The organism is Paenibacillus sp. NAIST15-1, from assembly GCF_001894745.1.
GTDB classification, from domain to species: domain Bacteria; phylum Bacillota; class Bacilli; order Paenibacillales; family Paenibacillaceae; genus Paenibacillus_B; species Paenibacillus_B suaedae.
This window is the reverse complement of the sequence record NZ_BBYF01000003.1, coordinates 689,584-707,885: the sequence shown is the minus strand read 5'-3', so window position 1 is coordinate 707,885 and position 18,302 is coordinate 689,584. Positions and strand designations below refer to the sequence as shown.

15 protein-coding genes are annotated in these 18,302 nt (G+C 47.1%); 12 read left to right on the top strand and 3 right to left on the bottom strand.

From position 1 onward, the window contains the following. The first annotated feature begins 95 nt into the window (after positions 1–95). The 6 genes from PBN151_RS10895 (at position 96) to holA (ending at position 7,566) form a co-directional block, all read left to right on the top strand. Positions 96–764, top strand: coding sequence for a ComEA family DNA-binding protein (locus PBN151_RS10895; protein ID WP_227774561.1), 669 nt, complete (start codon positions 96–98; stop codon positions 762–764). A 115-nt stretch (positions 765–879) separates the two neighbouring features. Continuing rightward, on the top strand, positions 880–1,401 hold the full coding sequence (locus PBN151_RS10890) for a deoxycytidylate deaminase (protein ID WP_021256844.1): 522 nt from the start codon (positions 880–882) through the stop codon (positions 1,399–1,401). Between the two features lie 135 nt (positions 1,402–1,536). Next, the gene (locus PBN151_RS10885; protein WP_072728922.1) at positions 1,537–4,161 is read left to right on the top strand and encodes a ComEC/Rec2 family competence protein; all 2,625 of its coding nucleotides are present in this window, start codon (positions 1,537–1,539) and stop codon (positions 4,159–4,161) included. Positions 4,162–4,389: 228 nt separating this feature from the next. Then, positions 4,390–4,938, top strand: coding sequence for an RNA polymerase sigma factor (locus PBN151_RS10880; protein WP_021256842.1), 549 nt, complete (start codon positions 4,390–4,392; stop codon positions 4,936–4,938). Beyond that, positions 4,935–6,257 (top strand): anti-sigma factor family protein, encoded by a 1,323-nt coding sequence (locus PBN151_RS10875; RefSeq protein ID WP_072728921.1) that lies wholly within the window; start codon positions 4,935–4,937, stop codon positions 6,255–6,257. Before PBN151_RS10880 ends, PBN151_RS10875 begins: the two co-directional genes overlap by 4 nt. A gap of 256 nt (positions 6,258–6,513) precedes the next feature. Next, positions 6,514–7,566, top strand: coding sequence for a DNA polymerase III subunit delta (gene holA / locus PBN151_RS10870; RefSeq protein ID WP_021256840.1), 1,053 nt, complete (start codon positions 6,514–6,516; stop codon positions 7,564–7,566). A 60-nt stretch (positions 7,567–7,626) separates the two neighbouring features. On the opposite strand, the gene rpsT is transcribed toward holA, so the two are convergent. Beyond that, complete coding sequence (rpsT, locus tag PBN151_RS10865; protein WP_021256839.1) at positions 7,627–7,899, bottom strand: 30S ribosomal protein S20; 273 nt, start codon at positions 7,897–7,899, stop codon at positions 7,627–7,629. A 272-nt stretch (positions 7,900–8,171) separates the two neighbouring features. Here rpsT and gpr point away from each other — a divergent pair, with 272 nt between their 5' ends. After that, positions 8,172–9,173, top strand: coding sequence for a GPR endopeptidase (gene gpr / locus PBN151_RS10860; RefSeq protein WP_072728920.1), 1,002 nt, complete (start codon positions 8,172–8,174; stop codon positions 9,171–9,173). Positions 9,174–9,382: 209 nt separating this feature from the next. Here the strand turns inward: gpr and PBN151_RS10855 are convergent, their stop codons facing one another. Then, positions 9,383–10,414, bottom strand: a complete 1,032-nt coding sequence (locus PBN151_RS10855) for a M23 family metallopeptidase (protein ID WP_072728919.1) — start codon at positions 10,412–10,414, stop codon at positions 9,383–9,385. Positions 10,415–10,535: 121 nt separating this feature from the next. Then, positions 10,536–11,564 (bottom strand): M23 family metallopeptidase, encoded by a 1,029-nt coding sequence (locus tag PBN151_RS10850; protein ID WP_072728918.1) that lies wholly within the window; start codon positions 11,562–11,564, stop codon positions 10,536–10,538. A 261-nt stretch (positions 11,565–11,825) separates the two neighbouring features. Between PBN151_RS10850 and PBN151_RS10845 the strand changes: the two genes are divergently transcribed. The 5 genes from PBN151_RS10845 to lepA all read left to right on the top strand — a co-directional run bounded on the left by PBN151_RS10845 (position 11,826) and on the right by lepA (position 18,299). Then, the gene (locus tag PBN151_RS10845) at positions 11,826–12,605 is read left to right on the top strand and encodes a response regulator transcription factor (RefSeq protein ID WP_072728992.1); all 780 of its coding nucleotides are present in this window, start codon (positions 11,826–11,828) and stop codon (positions 12,603–12,605) included. After that, positions 12,602–14,362, top strand: a complete 1,761-nt coding sequence (locus tag PBN151_RS10840; RefSeq protein ID WP_072728917.1) for a sensor histidine kinase — start codon at positions 12,602–12,604, stop codon at positions 14,360–14,362. Before PBN151_RS10845 ends, PBN151_RS10840 begins: the two co-directional genes overlap by 4 nt. A gap of 151 nt (positions 14,363–14,513) precedes the next feature. Then, positions 14,514–15,863 carry a stage II sporulation protein P gene (locus tag PBN151_RS10835; RefSeq protein WP_072728916.1) on the top strand — a complete coding sequence of 450 codons (1,350 nt, stop codon included), beginning with the start codon at positions 14,514–14,516 and terminating at the stop codon, positions 15,861–15,863. Between the two features lie 18 nt (positions 15,864–15,881). After that, on the top strand, positions 15,882–16,355 hold the full coding sequence (locus tag PBN151_RS10830; protein ID WP_072728915.1) for a hypothetical protein: 474 nt from the start codon (positions 15,882–15,884) through the stop codon (positions 16,353–16,355). Positions 16,356–16,481: 126 nt separating this feature from the next. Beyond that, positions 16,482–18,299: a translation elongation factor 4 gene (gene lepA, locus PBN151_RS10825; protein ID WP_021256832.1), complete on the top strand. Its 1,818-nt coding sequence runs from the start codon at positions 16,482–16,484 to the stop codon at positions 18,297–18,299. The last annotated feature ends 3 nt before the right edge of the window (positions 18,300–18,302 follow it).

The window sequence follows — 18,302 nt, the reverse complement described above, 5'->3', positions numbered from 1 at the left end:
TGCTTCTGCCTATTCCGCTGTTGTCGTAGGACGTGATTATGTTCACTTCGTATTCATTTGTGATGAACACAAGTTTATCAAGCTTATTGATCCATATGATGACATGGTTGACCATTATGCCGTCATTCGCTGACGAAGGGTGTGGTGACATGAGAGAAGGAATGAGGAAGACCAGTGCATTGCCAATGCGCTGGCTAATTGCAATGAGTCTAGCAGTAATCGGTGTTGCAATCTGTATGTGGATATGGGTGAAGCCGCAAGGGTCACTGCAAGCAGGGACTTGGGCGGATTTGAATGATGAGATTGAATCGATAATGGCTGCTGAAGGGAAGGAAGCCCAGATCACGGAATCGAAGATGTCTTCGAAGTCGATTCCCGCTGCGGAACAACATGCACAGAACAAGCAGCAGTCTTCCGTATCGACAGTAGCCCATAAGGATGATGGTGCTGATGCGGGAAAGGGAGGACAATCGGAGGCCGCTAGTTTACTTCCTTCAACGGATGTCCTTAAGACGGAGAAGGAGCATTCCAGTGCGTCTGGGAACAAGGGAGCTATGGGAGCTGAATCCCAACTTCTTAACATTAATGAAGCTGATGCATCTGCACTGGTGACACTTCCAGGTATTGGCCCGAGTAAAGCGAAAGCAATCATTGAATATCGCGAGAAGAAGGGGGCCTTCCGCCACGTTGACGATCTCATGAAGGTGAAGGGAATCGGCAAGAAGATGATGGCCAAGATCCGGGATCAGGTACGTGTGGAATAAAATGCGTGAAATGTGCAACATTGTGATGTCTTTAGTTGCATGAATGCGCAGGCCTGCTTACAATAAGGGTAACATACACAACATAGACAAAGGCAGAAGAATGGGGATTGGAGTTATGACAACGACTATGCGCAAAGACTGGGATACGTATTTTATGGATATTGCCTATATGGTGTCTACTCGCTCGCGCTGTCCAAGGCGGCATGTGGGCGCTGTGCTCGTACAGGGCAAGAAGCTGCTTGGTACCGCTTATAATGGCGCTCCGATGGGGATTCCTGACTGCAGTGAGGCTGGCTGCATGATCGCAGAACAATATGAGAAAGTTGTCGTAGACGGCGAAGCGCAGATGGTTAAGAAGCAGCGCTGCATTCGCACGATCCATGCAGAACAGAATTTGTTGCTATTCACGGATCGGAATGATAGAGAGGGATCTACGGTATACGTGACGGATCAGCCTTGCTGGACATGTGCCAATATGCTCGCCAACAGTGGTGTTGTCGAGATCGTTTATCACCGTCCTTATTTGAAGGATAGCGATAAAGTGGCTGCGATGATGGAGCATAAAGGAATTGTGTTCCGTCAACTTGATCATTATCATCCGCCGGCAGAGTCGGTAATGGATGAAGTTAGCGAATAAATGATAAATGTATCGTTGTGAATAGGGATGAGGAAGAACCTCCGTGCTCGAGCAGCACTGTTCGTTTCGTATTTAAATGCGAAGAGCAGTGCTTGCGAGTATAGAGGTTTTTTGTATATGGGCAGGGGGGATGATATGCTGGCACGTCGACCGTTGGTTGTGGCTGCCTGTATGATTGCCGGAGGCTTCCATCTAAGCGCAGTTCTCCCGAATGGAGAGGCTTGGATTTCAGCTCTCGGAATTGTGCTAGTATTGCCGCTTTGTGTCATAGGAGGCTGGTGCAGACGTATGCAAGCAGTCTTGTATGCGCTGCTGCTGCTTATGGCTGTACTCTATTATCAGTTGACGGTGAACAGTGGAGATAGTGTCTGGTCGTATGAGGGAGTTAGTTCTTATGTAGATCAGGTACAGGAAGTGAACGGAGAATGGGAAGGGGTGATCCTAACCCCGCCAGAGCTGGACGGAGATCGGATGCAGTTCCAATTCGGAGTTACAGGCTGGAGAACACCAGAAACGAAGCGCATGGAAAGTGTAAGGGAGACGCTGCTAGTTCAAATCAAGTTATCTAGTAAACAGGAACTGCAACAGGTGCATCAATGGAACCGAGGGCAATTGGTGCGTATACAAGGTAAGCTTGAGGCTCCCGGCGATGCGGGGAACTTTGGCGGATTCAGCTACAGAGACTATTTACATAATTTACAAATCGACTGGTTGTTAAGGGTGTCGGGTTTACAGCATATGACCTCGCAAATAGCACTTGAGACGATCTCTTCCTATGCACCTACTATCATGTGGAATCGAATGCTGGCATATGTGGATCAAGGCAGGGAGCGTCTGGCGGCGATATTGGAGCATATGTACAAGCAGCCCCATAGCGGCTATATGCAAGGGCTTATCCTGGGAACACGGGGAGATATGGATCCGGATATTTATCAACAGTTCTCGCAGTTGGGACTTACCCATATACTCGCCATATCTGGATTGCACGTAGGTGTACTTATCGGAGCTCTATTGTATCTCTTCCGATTGCTGCGCATGACGAAGGAGACGGGCATATCGATCACGATGGGGTTCATCCCGATGTATGTATTGTTGACGGGGGCGTCGCCATCGGTTATTCGTGCAGGTATGATGGCTTTCCTAGCCCTTTATGGGGCGAAGAGAGGCTGGTTGAAGGATGGGCTGCATCTTCTGGCAGCTGCCTTCATTTTCATGGCGGCATGGCAGCCTCGTTATGTACTGCAGGTCGGATTTCAATTGTCTTTTATTGTCACGGCTGGGCTGATTTTATTTGTCCCCCTCGCTATGAGGCTAATGGCTTCTTTGCCGCGGACATTGGCCAGTTCGCTCTCGGTTACACTGGTTGCACAAGCTGTTTCGCTGCCTCTTACTGTCTATTACTTTAATCAATTTTCGCTGTTGTCCTTTTTGGCTAATTTTGTTATTGTCCCCCTCGTCAGCGTTGTTGTGCTTCCAATTGGCTCAGTATCGTTGATTGTCGGTTCACTATATGAACCTGCGGCAGTACCGATCGTTTGGCTTGTTGAACGGTTGAATGAGGTTACGTTCCAACTAGTGTATTGGCTGGCACAAATGGAAGGTGCTACGATCATATGGCCGACCCCTCCATTATGGTGGATCGCTCTTTACTATCTCGGATTCGCCTTGGCGCTGACTTCTGTTCGGCGTTGGTGGGATGCGAGGCAGATTAACCGCAGAGAAAGAGATCGAGGGCATAATTTGAACCATGCTGATGATACACAACCGCTCGATTTTATCCAGCTCCCGGCAGGCGGATATCGATATAGAGGAGCAATTGCGCTTGCAGCCGCTTGCTTGCTCGGGTTCATCGTGCTGCAAGGATATTCCATGGGGCGTTCGAATGATGCAGTTGTTAGTTTTATCGACGTCGGTCAGGGTGACAGCATCTTAATCTCAACGGCTTCGGGCAAACACATGCTTATTGATGGCGGGGGTACTGTGAATTTTCGCAAGCCAGAAGATCGCTGGCGGGAACGCAGAGTGCCCTTTGAGGTAGGGGAGAAGGTAGTTGTTCCGTTGTTGAAGCAGAGAGGCATCAGAGAATTGGATGCTGTTCTGTTAACGCATGCCGATCAAGACCATGCTGGGGGATTGCAAGCTGTACTGAAGCATATCCCGGTGAAGCAGTTCATTATGAACGGGACATGGAAGTATTCCGCCTCGATGAACAGTCTATACCGCACTGCGATTGATCAAGGGATCCCTATTCGCAAATGGGAAGCAGGCCAGCAATGGGAGCTAGATTCGTGGAGCTCCATAGAGGTGATGTATCCTTATCCTTCGACGGATGGTTCTACCCTCGACTTTCAAGACAATCAGAACGAGGCCTCCCTTGTCGTCCAATTGACACTTACCCATCCAACAAGCAGGAAGCAGGCGGTATTCATGCTTACAGGAGATCTGGAAGCCGATGGAGAGAGGCAGATGCTCGAGCGTGTTGCATTGCAGCAATCGAAGTCTATCGACGTCTTGAAGGTGGCTCACCACGGAAGCAAAACCTCTACTACACCTGAATGGCTTGAGCAATGGAAGCCCCAGATAGGGGTCATATCGGCAGGGCGCAATAATCGATATGGACACCCTCATCCGAAGGTGCTGGATACACTGCATGATGCGAAGGTTCCTGTGAAACGAACAGATATGGAAGGGGAGATCCAATTCAAGCTGACGCCTAGTGGTTTGAAGGTGAGGGCGAAGCGTGATAGGATACATTTATAGAATGGAGCAGACAGCACGTCATGCGACGTGCTCTTTTCCTGTTTCTTTCTTCTATTTTTTAAGTTTCGTGACAATTTGATATGCTTTTCAGGGTGTTTTTTGCTATGCTAATCTTGAATTATTGAAGGGAATATCAAGTATTAAAATTAATCTACAAATTGGTAACGATCATCTGCAACCATTTCAGACGTTCTCACGTCAATGGATATGCAAGAGAGGGGGATCAAGGTGGTAGAGCCAGGACTCATTCGATCCGCTCAGTCTGGCGATAGAGACGCGCTTATCACTCTTTTGCGGGAAATCGAACAATATGTGTATCGAACTGCTTATTACATACTGAATAATGAGCAGGATGCACTGGACGCGTCCCAAGAGGCCTTAATCCGGATATATACTAAAATTCAATCGTATGAGGAGAAAGCACAGTTCAAGACTTGGGTACAGCGCATCGTGACGAATATTTGCATCGACAAATTCCGCCGCACGAAGCCGACTGTATCGATAGAGGAGCATAATCTCACATTCCTTGGCAATGAAAGCGTAGAGAGGGATGTCCTATCCTCCCATGCAGCGCAGGATATACGAGAAGCGATTGATCAACTGCCGGAACATCACCGTGCTGTCGTTGTTCTTCGCTACTTGCAAGATTTCTCGTATAACGAAATTGCTGATAGCTTGAACTTGCCTCTCAATACGGTGAAATCATATCTATTCCGCGCCAGACAACAGCTGCAGACTATGCTGCAAGATTACGAGAAAGGTGGTGTGCGAGGATGAACTGTTCAGAGGTGATGGAACTTATGCAGCGGAAATTGGATGGAGACTTGAATGATTCGGAACAGCACCTTCTGACTGAGCATATTAACCATTGCCCCGCCTGCAGTGAGATGGCTAGGCGATTGGAACGACTCCATACGGAATTAGTTCAGCTGCCTAAGGTCGAGCCGAAATTCAGCCTAGTTGATGCGATTATGCCAGCGCTGGATATCATTGATCGAGATGAGCAGCTAGCTGCGGTCGAACCAAATGCAGAAGCATATCCGCAAGAGGCTGTGTCAGCGGGCCATGCAGCGACTGGATCGCCTATCAAGCCGCGTATCGTCAAGGGAACTGCGACGCCTCAATCAACTCAGCAACGTTGGTTCGAACGAATCCGCTGGCGTGCGACCAGCGCTGTCATCGCAGCAGGGCTTGTGCTTGGTCTATTTATTGTCAACTTCAAGCCGCCTACAGAGGAACAGGCTGGCGAGTTTAGTGAGCTTAGGAACGAGCAGCTCATGAAGACCGAGACTGCAGACAAATCCGATAGTTCTCAAGTTACGAAATCCGAATCTAGCTCTCCGATGAAGGAAAAACCGTCGAATAACGATCCACAGAACAATTCAACCGAACCTTCTTCATATGCGACAACAGAGGAAACGGGAGAAGCGGATAAGGAGAAGTCTACTCAAGATAGACAGAAGGAAATGAAAGACTCATCCCAACAGAAGATCGGCATTCCGACACCGAAGGATGTGGAGAAGAAAGAAAGCACTTCTCATCCTAAGAAGGATCAGGAGACAGTTTCAGCAGATCGTTCTGTGGCAGGTGGACAGACGCGAACAAGACCGGATGCAGACAAACAGCCGCCAAATCAAGATGGGCAGAAACAAGATGCGAAGAAGGATCCACAGCAGAAGGATACAGAACAGGTTCTAGCAGAAGAGCCGCCGAAAGAGCCTCAGAAGGATGGAAGCGATAAGATGCCAGAACAGAAGGAAACTAATTCCTTTGTCGGCCCTTCTATTACATCTGTAGCCGAAGCGACGGCACCGAACGGCAGCCTTATGGCGACATGGGACAATGGACAGCTGCTGCTCTATAAGCTAAATGGTCAGGAGCGAACGAAGCTGCAGACGATTGCTGTAGCAGAGAAGCCATCTGAGCTGATTTGGTCGGCAGACAGCTCGAAGCTGACAGTTGTCGCATCCGGAGAGGATGGGAAGTCGAGTAAGCTCCAGTATGAACTGAAGAATGATGCGCTCGAGCCGATTGTGGACGCAGGCAATCCAGCGGAGAAAGAAGTCATTCAAGGAACAATTCAACAATCGAAATAAAAAGGGCTTACATGCAGGGCTATCATGCACACATTGTTACGTCCTTGCGTATAGTATGGTATCAAGAAGACAGAATGCTTTCCCGTACGTCGAATGACCATTTGTGCGGAGTTTCTAGAGCTTCGTGGCAAATGTTTATTATAGATGTTAGGGGACAAAGGGACTCGCGCAACAGTGATGTTGTGCCAGTCCCTTTGTTTTTGTGTCAAAGTCTGCTATGATGAGGTTCGTTATATCGTAAGGGGAGGCTAGCAATTTGGTAGATATTAAAGCAGCCGTCAAGGAAATTAAGCGCGGCTTTCCGCGCCCTATCTATATTCTGTACGGTACTGAAAAATATCGGATTCAGGAGTTCGTACAATTCTTAATAGAGCATGCAGTCGGTGAAGATAATCGTGAATTAGCAATTATGAAGATGGATACTTCGGAACACCCGGTTGAGGCAGTCGTTGCAGAGGCGGAGACGATGCCGTTTCTAGTTCCACGCAAATGTATTCTCGTGAAGGATTCGACAGTATTCGCATCTGGGAAGGATGGCAAGATTGAGCATCAGACGGAGCGATTGCTTGAGTATATGGATAATCCAATGGACACGAGCATTGTTGTATTTCTCGTGCAGGCGGACAAGCTGGATGAACGGAAGAAGACGGTTAAGAAAGCCAAGACAGCTGGAGCAGTGCTTCCTTTCCTGCCGCTTAGCGCAGACGAGCTGACGATGTGGGTTCGCAAGGAAGCGGAGAAGCATGAGTGCTCGATCGAGGATGAGGCTATCCGTGCAATTCTGAACAGTGCAGGGACGAATTTGCAGACATTGTCGGCTGAAATTGAGAAGTGCTGTCTGTTCACAGGGAGAGGCGGAACGGTTGTGGTAGAGACCATCCATTCCTTGATTGCCAAGAACACAGAACAGAATGTATTTCAGCTTGTTGAAGATATTATCAAACGGCGAGCGGATCAGGCGCTCGATACTCTGCACGAATTGTTGAAGCAGAAAGAAGAGCCTATTAAGATTATGGCGCTTATCGTACGGCAATTGCGGATTATGGTACAGGTGAAGGAATTGACGAGCCGCAGCTTCAGTCAGCAGCAGGCAGCTTCCCAACTTGGGCTGCATCCATACGCCGTCAAAATGGCTTATGAGCAAGCGCGTGACTATGATGGAAATAAGCTGACGCAATGGATAGCGGAGGCGGCAGAACTCGACTATGAAATGAAGTCAGGCCGAGTAGAGAAGGTACTAGGCTTGGAACTCTTCATTATGCGGATGTCTAAAGGAATAGCAAGAATACAAAAAGAAACCAGAAGATGAACGCCGAGGCGTTCATCTTCTGGTTTCTTCGCTTCTAGCTAAGTATGAAAAGGCTCCAGCTTACGCTTGTGCAAGCAGAGCGTTCAATTTCGTCGCCAAGCGAGACTTTTTGCGGGCAGCCGCGTTTTTGTGTACCAAGCCTTTTGTCACTGCTTTGTCCAATTTCTTGGAAGCCAAAGCGACAGCAGATTTAGCTGTTTCTGCTTCGTTGTTCGCCAAAGCAGTGTCAGCAGCTTTAACAGCTGTGCGAAGTGCTGATTTTTGGGAAGCGTTCAACAGACGGCGCTTGTCGTTTGTTTTAACGCGTTTAACAGCGGATTTAATGTTTGGCATTGATTTCACCTCCGTTGCATCGTAGTGCGACAACAGAATCCAATTCCCTCGTTCATAAGAAAAATAGATTCACAACTTAAAGTATTCTATCACGCCACAACTTAAAAAGCAATACATTTACCATGTTGGTATCGGAATACACGAACGATGGATAAGGAACGTTCAAAGCTCTGTCACGGTTGGCTTTAGCTTACATCATGATTCGTATAAGAAATGCGTCTGTGCGCAAAATATACGTTAGAAAATGATGTGCGTAGCGGGAGGCGTTTACCATGACAGCAGATTTGAAATCTTATTCAGTTCGAACCGACTTAGCATTAGAATCGAGAGAAATTGCTCAGCCGGACAGTGCAATTCCAATACCTGGGGTATCCGAAGATGTGGAGGATGTTCGCGGGATTAAAGTGACGAAGATTCATGTTCAGACCGAGGAAGGATCACGAGCCATTGGCCGTCTCCCAGGACGATATATTACGATTGAAGTACCGGGCTTGCGGCGCAAGGATAGTCAGCTGCAGGATCGAGTGGCAACCAAATTCGCACAGTTGTTCGAAGGATTTTTGGCAGAGGTCGGGGTGAATCAAGACTCCAAGGCGCTCATTGTTGGTCTAGGCAACTGGAATGTCACGCCGGATGCGCTTGGCCCTCTTGTCGTTGAGAACGTACTTGTTACTCGGCATTACTTCGAAATTATGCCGGATCAAGTAAGTCCCGGATACCGAGAGGTAAGTGCAGTTGCACCTGGAGTACTTGGAGTAACAGGGATTGAATCAAGCGAAATTGTACAGGGAATTGTAGAACGGACGAAGCCTGATGTTATCATTGCGATAGATGCATTGGCGTCCAAGGCGCTCGAGCGAGTGAACACGACCATCCAAATTGCAGATATCGGTATCCACCCAGGTTCCGGTGTAGGTAATAAGCGCCGTGGATTGACGAAGGACATTCTTGGCATACCGTGTATAGCAATAGGGGTGCCAACGGTCTGCTATGCATCCACGATTGTGAATAATGCAATTGATTATATGAAGGAGCATTTCAAGCAGGAAACGAATCAGACGAGAGAAATCCTTGGCATGCTGGACGATATTAACGAACAGGAACGGTTAATGCTTGTCAAGGAAGTACTAGAGCCGCTAGGCCATGATTTGGTCGTTACGCCGAAGGAAGTGGACGAATTCATGGAGGATATGGCGAATATTATTGCGAGTGGGTTGAATGCTGCACTGCATGATGCAGTCGATACAGAGAATGTGAATGCGTATACGCATTAAGTCATCCACAAGTATGACGCGGTCATGCAATGGAGTAACGCCACGACAATAACGAAAAAGATCGAGTTCGGGCCTCCTTAATGTGCCTGCACTCGATCTTTTCGCTTGTTCTCTGACGAATCTATTCGTCGTTATCTTTCTATGAAGAATCGATATCTCATTTCATAGAAGCTGCATCATAAAGTAAGTAAGTGAGCATTCATAGCTGCTTACTTCGTTGCGACAGCACTTTGGCCTGTAATCGTTTGGCCGAACACGGGCTCAATCCCGCCTTCAAAACGAATGCGGATCGACATGCCCTCTTCGAACTGCGGTGTATCAGACACTTGGAAATGAATGTGCGGTTCGCTTGAATTGCCTGAATTGCCGCACTCTCCTAGCAGTTGGCCTTGCTTGACAACGTCGCCCTTTTTGACAACAACACTGCCTTTTTTGAAATGAGCAAGCATGCTGTATTCCCCGTTGCCATGATCAATGACCGCGTAATTCCCCGCCATTTCTTTCTCATTCATGACGCCAACAGGACTATTGTCTGCAACATTGTTCTCCACTCGGACGACTGTTCCGTCTCGCGGAGCTACGACTGGTTGGCCAAATGCGTAGTAGCTTTCATTTTTCGTCGGATCGCCTTTGTAGCTGAATCCATCACGCTCCATAATCAGATCATAGGCATACCGCTGTACTAATGATTCGTAATGATAGTTCAAGAACTCATTATTGCCGCCCCAGAACACAAACCATTGTCCCACAAACGGTGGCTTATAGGCTTGTTTGGTTGGATGAAGATCAGACTCCCATTTGTGAAGCGGGTACATTTGTAAAGTTACGATCTGATTGCCCGCTATCCCTGTTTGAATTCCTCGCAGCCCAGTTGCATCTGTCCATACATAGGATTCAATACCACTGAAGCTCTTGTGGGCGGCAAGGGTGGGACGCTCGCCCTCTTTCCATAGTGCTTGAAGCAGCTTCGGCAGATAGCCTTCCGGTATTGCTTCTTTTAGTTCCTTGGACAAATAGCGGTACAATTGCGAGCCGTTTCGTTCTTGGATCCACTGTTCAACCTGCTGCTGTGTAATTTGGACATTGGCTTTTTCCTGTACAGACACGATCTGGCCTGCTACAGAAGTCGAGACGGGTGCTTTATTCCCATCTTTTTGTTCAGCAGCGGCGGTTAACGGTACAAGCATGCTCAGTGCCATGCATGCAGATAGCAATGCGATTTTTCTTGGAGTAGGTTTCATATTCTGCCATCCTTTCGATAAAAGCTTGGAATGTTGTTATTAAATGTGGGTTATCTGGATGTGATTGTAATGGTAATGTCTAAACGATATATAAACAGCTAGCTGAACTAGCGTTCGAATGTTACTTGATGGATTGGCTTTGTCCTTGAATGAATTGGCCCCTTATCGGGTCGATTTCGTTTTCGAAGGAAATGCGAATAGATCGTCCCTTCATCATGTCAGGTGAATCCGACACTTGATAGTGAATATGCGGCTCGCTTGAATTTCCAGAGTTACCGCATTGCCCTAACAATTGTCCTTTCTTGATCGAGTCTCCCACTTTGACCACAATACTGTCCTTTTTGAAATGAGCAAGACTACTGAATTCTCCATTGCCATGATCGATAACGACTACATTGCCTTCTAGTTGCTGTACATTGGATACGCCTCCAGGTGAATTATCTTCGATGTTGTTTACGACTCGAACTACTTTGCCATCACCCGGAGCAAGTACTTGCTGGCCAAATGCGAAATAACTCTCATTTTTAGTTGGGTCGTTCTGATAACTCAATCCGTCACGGACGATGATGAAGTCATAGGCGTAGCGCTGGTTCGGGTAAGCATAATGGTAGTTGACGAGTACGTTCCTTCCTCCATGTCCCACGAACCATTGATCCGTAAATGGAAGACCATACACTTGCAAAGTTGGGTGATTGTCGGATTCCTGCTTCTGCAATGGAAGCAGTTTAAGACCAGTGATTTGATCATCAATAATCCATATATTGATTCCCTTCAACCCTGCTTCATCGGTTAAAGCTAAATGTCTCGCTCCATTTAGGCTGTATTCGATTATTTGTAAGGGAATCTCATCTTTGTTCCAAAAATTACGGAGAAGCGTACTGAATCCTTCTTCAGATGCAATTTGTTTCATTTCTGCTGAAAAGTAGCTATACAATTTTGCTCCGTCACGCTGTTGTATCCATGTGGAAATGGACTCTGCTGTAAGCTGCTGTACATTTGCAAGTTTGAATTCTGCAATGGCTCCGTTGCCTACTGTTGTGCTTCCTGTAGCAGCTTTCGTTTTTTGTTCTGCAGCAGATGCTAATGAGGGAGTCATGCTAATTGCGAGGCATACGGAAAGCGCAGCGAACCAGCTTTTTGAATTCGTCATTTTCTCAACCCTTTCTACTTAACCTTCATGCTTCATCATGAATGGTTTAGGTCAACCCACTGAAGCCATTGTAAAATGCGAAGCTGAACAGAAGGAAAACGGAAGATCATATGTTTCTTAATTTTGAAGCCATTCTGCCTATAGAGTTAAGGTTGCGTTAAGAAAGCGGTGATAAAGGGGACAGAACGGTGTGATACAATGGGCACAAAAGTAGGATAGAAATATAAATCTCACAGTGAATGGGAGATGGGGGATATGAATTTGCAAGAGGCACGCATTCTCATCGTTGAGGATGAACTCGCGCTGAGCAAGATGGTTCAAGCAGTGCTGCAAAAGGAAGGCATGGAATACATAACTTGTGTCTCGACGGGGGAAGAGGCAATCCGTTGTATCGATAATTCACAAATGGATCTGATCATATTGGATGTGATGCTGCCGGGCAAGAGCGGTTTTGATATCGCTCCTTTTATTCGCCAGAAATGTGATGCCCCAATCATTTTTGTGACAGCGAGAACGACGGATCTAGATAAGCTAACTGGCTTTGCACTAGGTGGAGATGATTACGTTACGAAGCCGTTTAATCCATTGGAATTGGCTGCGCGAGCCAAAGCATTGTTGAAGCGTTATATGACGAATAAGGGGAAGCCAGAGCCTTCAACTGCTACTTCTTTCCCGGAGGTGAAGCGGATATACCGCTATGGTGACTTCCAGCTTGATGCAGCTGCAGGAGAGCTTCGTGTTCGGGGGAAAGTTACGGAGTGTCCGGCAATGGTATTTCAATTGCTGTTGTTCTTTTGCGAACACCCGAATCGGATTTTCTCGAAATCTGAATTGTATGAGCGAGTATGGGGGTATAATTCGCTCAGCGATGATAACACGGTCATGGTTCACATTCACCGAATACGGGAGCGAATTGAGGATCAACCGAGCAATCCGCGTCTGCTGGTCACGGTTCGAGGACTAGGATACAAGCTTGTCCCGCCTGAGAAGGAAGAGGATGATCAATCAGAGCCAATATACGCACAGGGAGACAACAGATGAAGACGGGGAAGCGTTTGGCGTGGCATTATGGTGGTCAATGGATATTGATTGGGGTAATTTTGCTGTTCTTCGTGTTGATTACCTTCGGCTGGATGGTCGATCGGATGAATGAGCTTGAACTTAATCGCAATTTTATGCGTAATGGGTGGGGGTTCATCTCAGAATCAATTTCAATTGATGATGAAGGTAGAGTTACATGGGATGATGAATTGCTAAAACGCGTCCATACAAGCGGGGGCTGGCTGCAAATTGTAAATGAGAAGGGGGACGTAATCAAGTCATATCATGTACCGCCGGATGTTCCGAATCATTATTCGACTGGAGAGATTACTGCTTACTCGGAGAAGAATGTTCCTTTCCCTTATCATCTAGGTGTCTATGTAACAAGTATTAATAACCATATGATCACCGTATTATTTGGTGTTGATTCCTCCAAAGACATATTGCTTGAACGATGGCTGGCTGCCAAAGCGAAGGGAACGGAAGATGCATTCGGGGAAGCTGATAAGATGCTGCGTGATGAGAGAGCTTGGGTTCAACATATTAATAGGGACGGTAAAGAACTGCAATCATGGCGCAAGCCGGGAGAGTGGATTACACAGTATGCCGCATATGATATCGGCCTTCGTAGTGCGTATCCTGAACGATACGGCTGGAGTCTATCCTACCGCTATGAACCTCAGACGAAGGAAACATGGCTGCTGTACCGCCCTCACATTTCAACAGAGTCATCAATCCATGTGGCAGGATTTGCAGTAAGCAGCAACATCCAGTTAATCTGGATAGCCGTATCAGCTGTCATTGTCCTAATGATCCTTGTTTTTATTGGAATGGCATGGTGGCAGAGTGCCCGGCTTGCTAGACCGCTCCAGCATATTATGAATTGGACGGGGCAGATCCAGATCGGGAATTATAAGGAGCCAGTAAACGCGCGTGGAATCCCTCGTTCGCAGAAGTCCAATGGCAAATGGAAACGGAACTATCGGATTTACGGGGATGTAATTCATGCGCTAGAACGCATGGCCCAGCGTTTGCAGGAAGCGGATGAAGCGCGGAAGGGGAATGAGAGACTGAGGGAAGAATGGCTCGCGGGCATCTCGCATGATATGAAAACACCGCTTGCATCCATTATAGGATATGCGCATCTCTTAAATGCCCCTCAATATAGATGGTCAGAGCAAGAAATCGCTGAATTCGCAAATATGATGAAACAGAAGGCAGAGGTAATGGATGAGCTCATTCAAGAGCTGAATTTAACCTATCGACTTCAAAGCGGGAGTCTCCCCTTGCAGTTGGAAATCGTGGATTTGCGGGATTGGCTCCGAGAAGAACTGAGACATTTGCAGCCGCTGCCCGAAAATGCGTCCGAACGTATCGTCTGTTCGATGCCAGAAGAAGAGGTTCTATTCTCGCTAGATCCGCGTTATTTCCGGAGAATGATCGATAATGTATGTGCAAACGTCTTCTTGCATAATCCGCCGGAAACGAAGCTGCATGTACAGGTAACCCGTAAGGAGCAAGAACTAGAGGTAATGTTCAGTGATGATGGGAATGGGATGGACGAGCAGACTTTATCAAACCTTTTCAATCGTTATTATCGAGGGACTGCTACGGATGAATCTGTACGCGGGTCGGGATTGGGGATGGCGATTGCTAAACAATTGGCAGAATTGCATGGGGGTACGGTGATAGCCAGAAGCATACTTGGCGAGGGAACATCTATCATTTTCACCTTCCCAGCTTCGGTAGACTCATAGAGTCTATTGTTATAGTGCTTATGTTGCTTATTTTACAATTATTAATTGTTCTATTTCATAGATTGTCCTCATAGATTCTAGTAAACGTACTCTCTTAGATGATTCATCCTTAGCTGAGCTGAGAGGGGATACGGATGAAGGAGGACAGCACATGTTTCGGACATTTAATGTAGGAAAGTGGAAGCGGAAATGGCTGCAGGCGCTTGTCATGGGGCGGACGTTTGCATTGTTGTCTATCGGAACGGCTATGTTTTTTATCGTATTAGGTATAGGAGGAATGGCGGAGAATAAGCTGAATTCCTCTCCCTTGTCTTCCATGAAGGGTGTTGCAGCACAGCTCTCGACGCGATTCTTCGTAGACATGATGGCTTTGGAGATGCCGAGTCTTCCACAAGGGGAAGGGGAGGCCACACTCACACGCAATCAAGTGGCTCAATTCCTTGTAAGACTTGCAACGAATGTGAATCCGCTTGACCCGAAAACGCTGCTAGCTGGTGAAGTGCCAGGGATTAATAGAGATGCCGCAATTCCACTTCGTCTAAGTATTGGCAATCAGACAGGCATCGAACCGCAGGATTATCCAACGTCCTTAGACAAAGGTGGGAATGCACAGGGTGAGCATGGCGGAGAGCCTCCACAAGATGTGACGCATGGTGAAGTTATAGACGAGAACGATAATGGGACAGAAGAACCGCCTAAGTCCACAGATCCACCAACCAAACCAGGAACAGATAAAGGGGATTCTCCCACGCAAACAGAAGGAGACTCGAAATTACGCAAGGTTGTGTTCATCTATCATTCTCATAACCGTGAATCCTTCAATCCTTTGTTAAAAAAAGAAAGCAGCAATCCGAATGATCCCAAGAAGAATATTACGCTTGTTGGCAAGCGTCTGCAGGAGCAGCTGGAGAAGAGAGGAATTGGAGCTTCCCATTCTAACAAAGACTATTCTTCAAGTGTAGAGGGCTACAACTGGAACATGTCCTATAAGTATTCGAAGCAGACGGTGAAGCAGGCAATGAGCGCGAATCAGGAACTGCAATTTTTCTTCGACATTCATCGGGATTCGAATAGACGCAAGGAATCCACTGTAACCATTAATGGGAAGGATTATGCAAGGGTTTATTTTATAATCGGACACTTAAATCCAAATTGGAAGAAGAATGAGCAGTTTGCAAATGAGATCCATGAACGTCTCGAGAAGAACTACCCAGGGATTTCCCGGGGAATATTCGGCAAGACTGCATTACAAGGCAATGGAGAGTATAATCAATCGCTTTCACCAAATAGTGTCGTTATTGAAGTTGGCGGTGTGGATAACACAATGGAGGAATTATACCGTACTGCTGACATATTAGCTGATTATATCGCAGACATTGTCCAGAAGAAAAAGGATGCCAAACCAGTCAATAAGCCAATTCCAAATCCAACGAACGGGAAAAATGTCGGCAAAACAGTGATGGGTAAAACGCAGTCGAAATCTGTGGGGACGAAGGGATAACCCAAGGGGGGCGCTTGCATGACACGGTTTATGAAACAACTGATCGGCATCGTGGTATTGCTAACGCTTGGTGTATTTATCGGCATGGAAATCACTACTTCGGGGATTGAGCGCATATATGGCCCGATCAATCCATCCCGCATAACAAGCGCCCCAGAGTCGACTGAACGATATTCCAGGGCTAATTCGAATCGAGACAATCTGCCGACGGATAACCGCCGAATGAACGAAGACGCTGCCGCTCAAGACAACTCGCGTTTGACAGTTAATGAATCCACTCCTATAGAAGAGTATCGTAATACATCAGCAGATACCGAGCGTAATACGGCGAATAATCATGAAAATGATATCAACAATACGAATGTAGCGCCTCTTCCTCCGGTAAAAGATGCTACTGTGAATCAATTGGCGGACAAGACGGCGGGTATGCTGCAGCGTGCATCGCAAGCTGGTATTCAAGCGGTTGTTGGCTTGTTCAATGGACTATTCTAAGCGTCATGTGTGTGCCTCAAAGGTTACCAGGATGAGAGGATTGTATGCCCCCATTGCTGTTAGAGGGTCATTCCGGTATAATAAATAAATTGAATCTTGGCATAGTGGTGGGGGTATTGAAATCGAATGACGGAATTGCTGTCACGACAAAAGAAAATTCGGAATTTTTGCATCATAGCACATATTGACCATGGTAAATCAACACTCGCCGACCGGATATTAGAATATACCGGGGCGTTAACGTCCCGTGAAATGCAAGCTCAAGTACTCGATCAGATGGATCTGGAGCGTGAGCGTGGGATAACCATTAAATTGCAGGCTGTGCGCTTGAACTACACAGCAGATGACGGTGAAGAGTATATCCTGAACCTGATTGATACACCGGGACACGTCGACTTCACGTACGAAGTATCCCGCAGCTTGGCTGCTTGTGAAGGCGCCTTGCTCGTTGTAGACGCTGCGCAAGGGATTGAGGCTCAGACGCTGGCGAACGTATATTTGGCGCTAGATAATGACCTGGAGATCATCCCGGTTATTAATAAGATTGACCTTCCAAGTGCAGAGCCTGACCGTGTGAAGCAGGAGATCGAAGAAGTTATCGGTCTGGATTGCTCTGAGGCGGTTCATGCTTCTGCCAAAGCAGGTATCGGAATTAAGGAGATTTTGGAGCAAGTGGTGCAGAAGGTGCCTGCTCCAACAGGGGATCCAGAAGAGCCGCTTAAGGCGCTTATCTTCGACTCCCATTATGACCCGTATAAAGGCGTAATCGTGTACGTTCGCGTTATCGACGGTGCAATTCGCGCGGGCAGCAAAATTAAAATGATGGCAACGGATAAGACATTTGAAGTTATCGAGGTTGGTGCGTTCAAGCCGCGCATGTCAATTGTCGATGAACTTAATGTTGGCGATGTTGGCTTTGTTGTAGCCGGTATTAAAAATGTAGGGGATACTCGTGTCGGTGATACGATCACGGATGCGAAGAAGCCGACTCTGGAGCCGCTTCCAGGTTACCGTCGGATCAATCCAATGGTATTCTGCGGCTTGTATCCGATCGAAACATCGGATTATAACGATCTGCGGGATGCGTTGGAGAAGCTGCAATTGAACGATGCGTCTCTTACATTCGAACCGGAAACTTCCTCAGCGCTTGGCTTTGGTTTCCGCTGTGGCTTCCTTGGTCTTCTGCATATGGAGATTATCCAGGAGAGAATTGAGCGTGAATTCAATATTCCGCTCATTACGACAGCACCAAGCGTTATCTATCGCGTTACGTTGACGAATGGCACTTCTCTAGACATCGATAACCCGTCGAATTATCCAGAGCAGGGAAAGATCGATTTTGTAGAAGAGCCTTATGTCAAAGCATCTATTATCGTTCCTAACGATTTCGTCGGAGCGATTATGGAACTGTGCCAAGGCAAACGCGGTGATTTCGTGGATATGCAGTATCTGGATACGACTCGGGTAACGATTACGTATCAAATTCCATTGTCGGAGATCGTATATGACTTCTTCGATCAATTGAAATCAAGCACAAAAGGATATGCATCCTTCGACTATGAATTGTCCGGTTACCGCAGGTCTAATCTTGTGAAGATGGACATCATGCTTAACAACGAGCAAGTCGATGCGCTGTCTGTTATCGTGCACAAGGATCGTGCTTACCATCGCGGTAAACTCATTTGTGAGAAGCTGCGTGGGCTTATTCCGCGTCAAATGTTCGAGGTACCGGTTCAGGCGTCTATCGGAACGAAGATTATTGCGCGTGAAACGGTTAAGGCAATGCGTAAAAATGTACTCGCGAAATGTTACGGCGGCGATATTTCCCGTAAGCGGAAGCTTCTTGAGAAGCAGAAGGAAGGGAAGAAGCGCATGAAGCAGGTCGGCAGCGTTGAGGTGCCGCAGGAAGCGTTCATGGCCGTATTGAAAATCGACGATAACTAATTC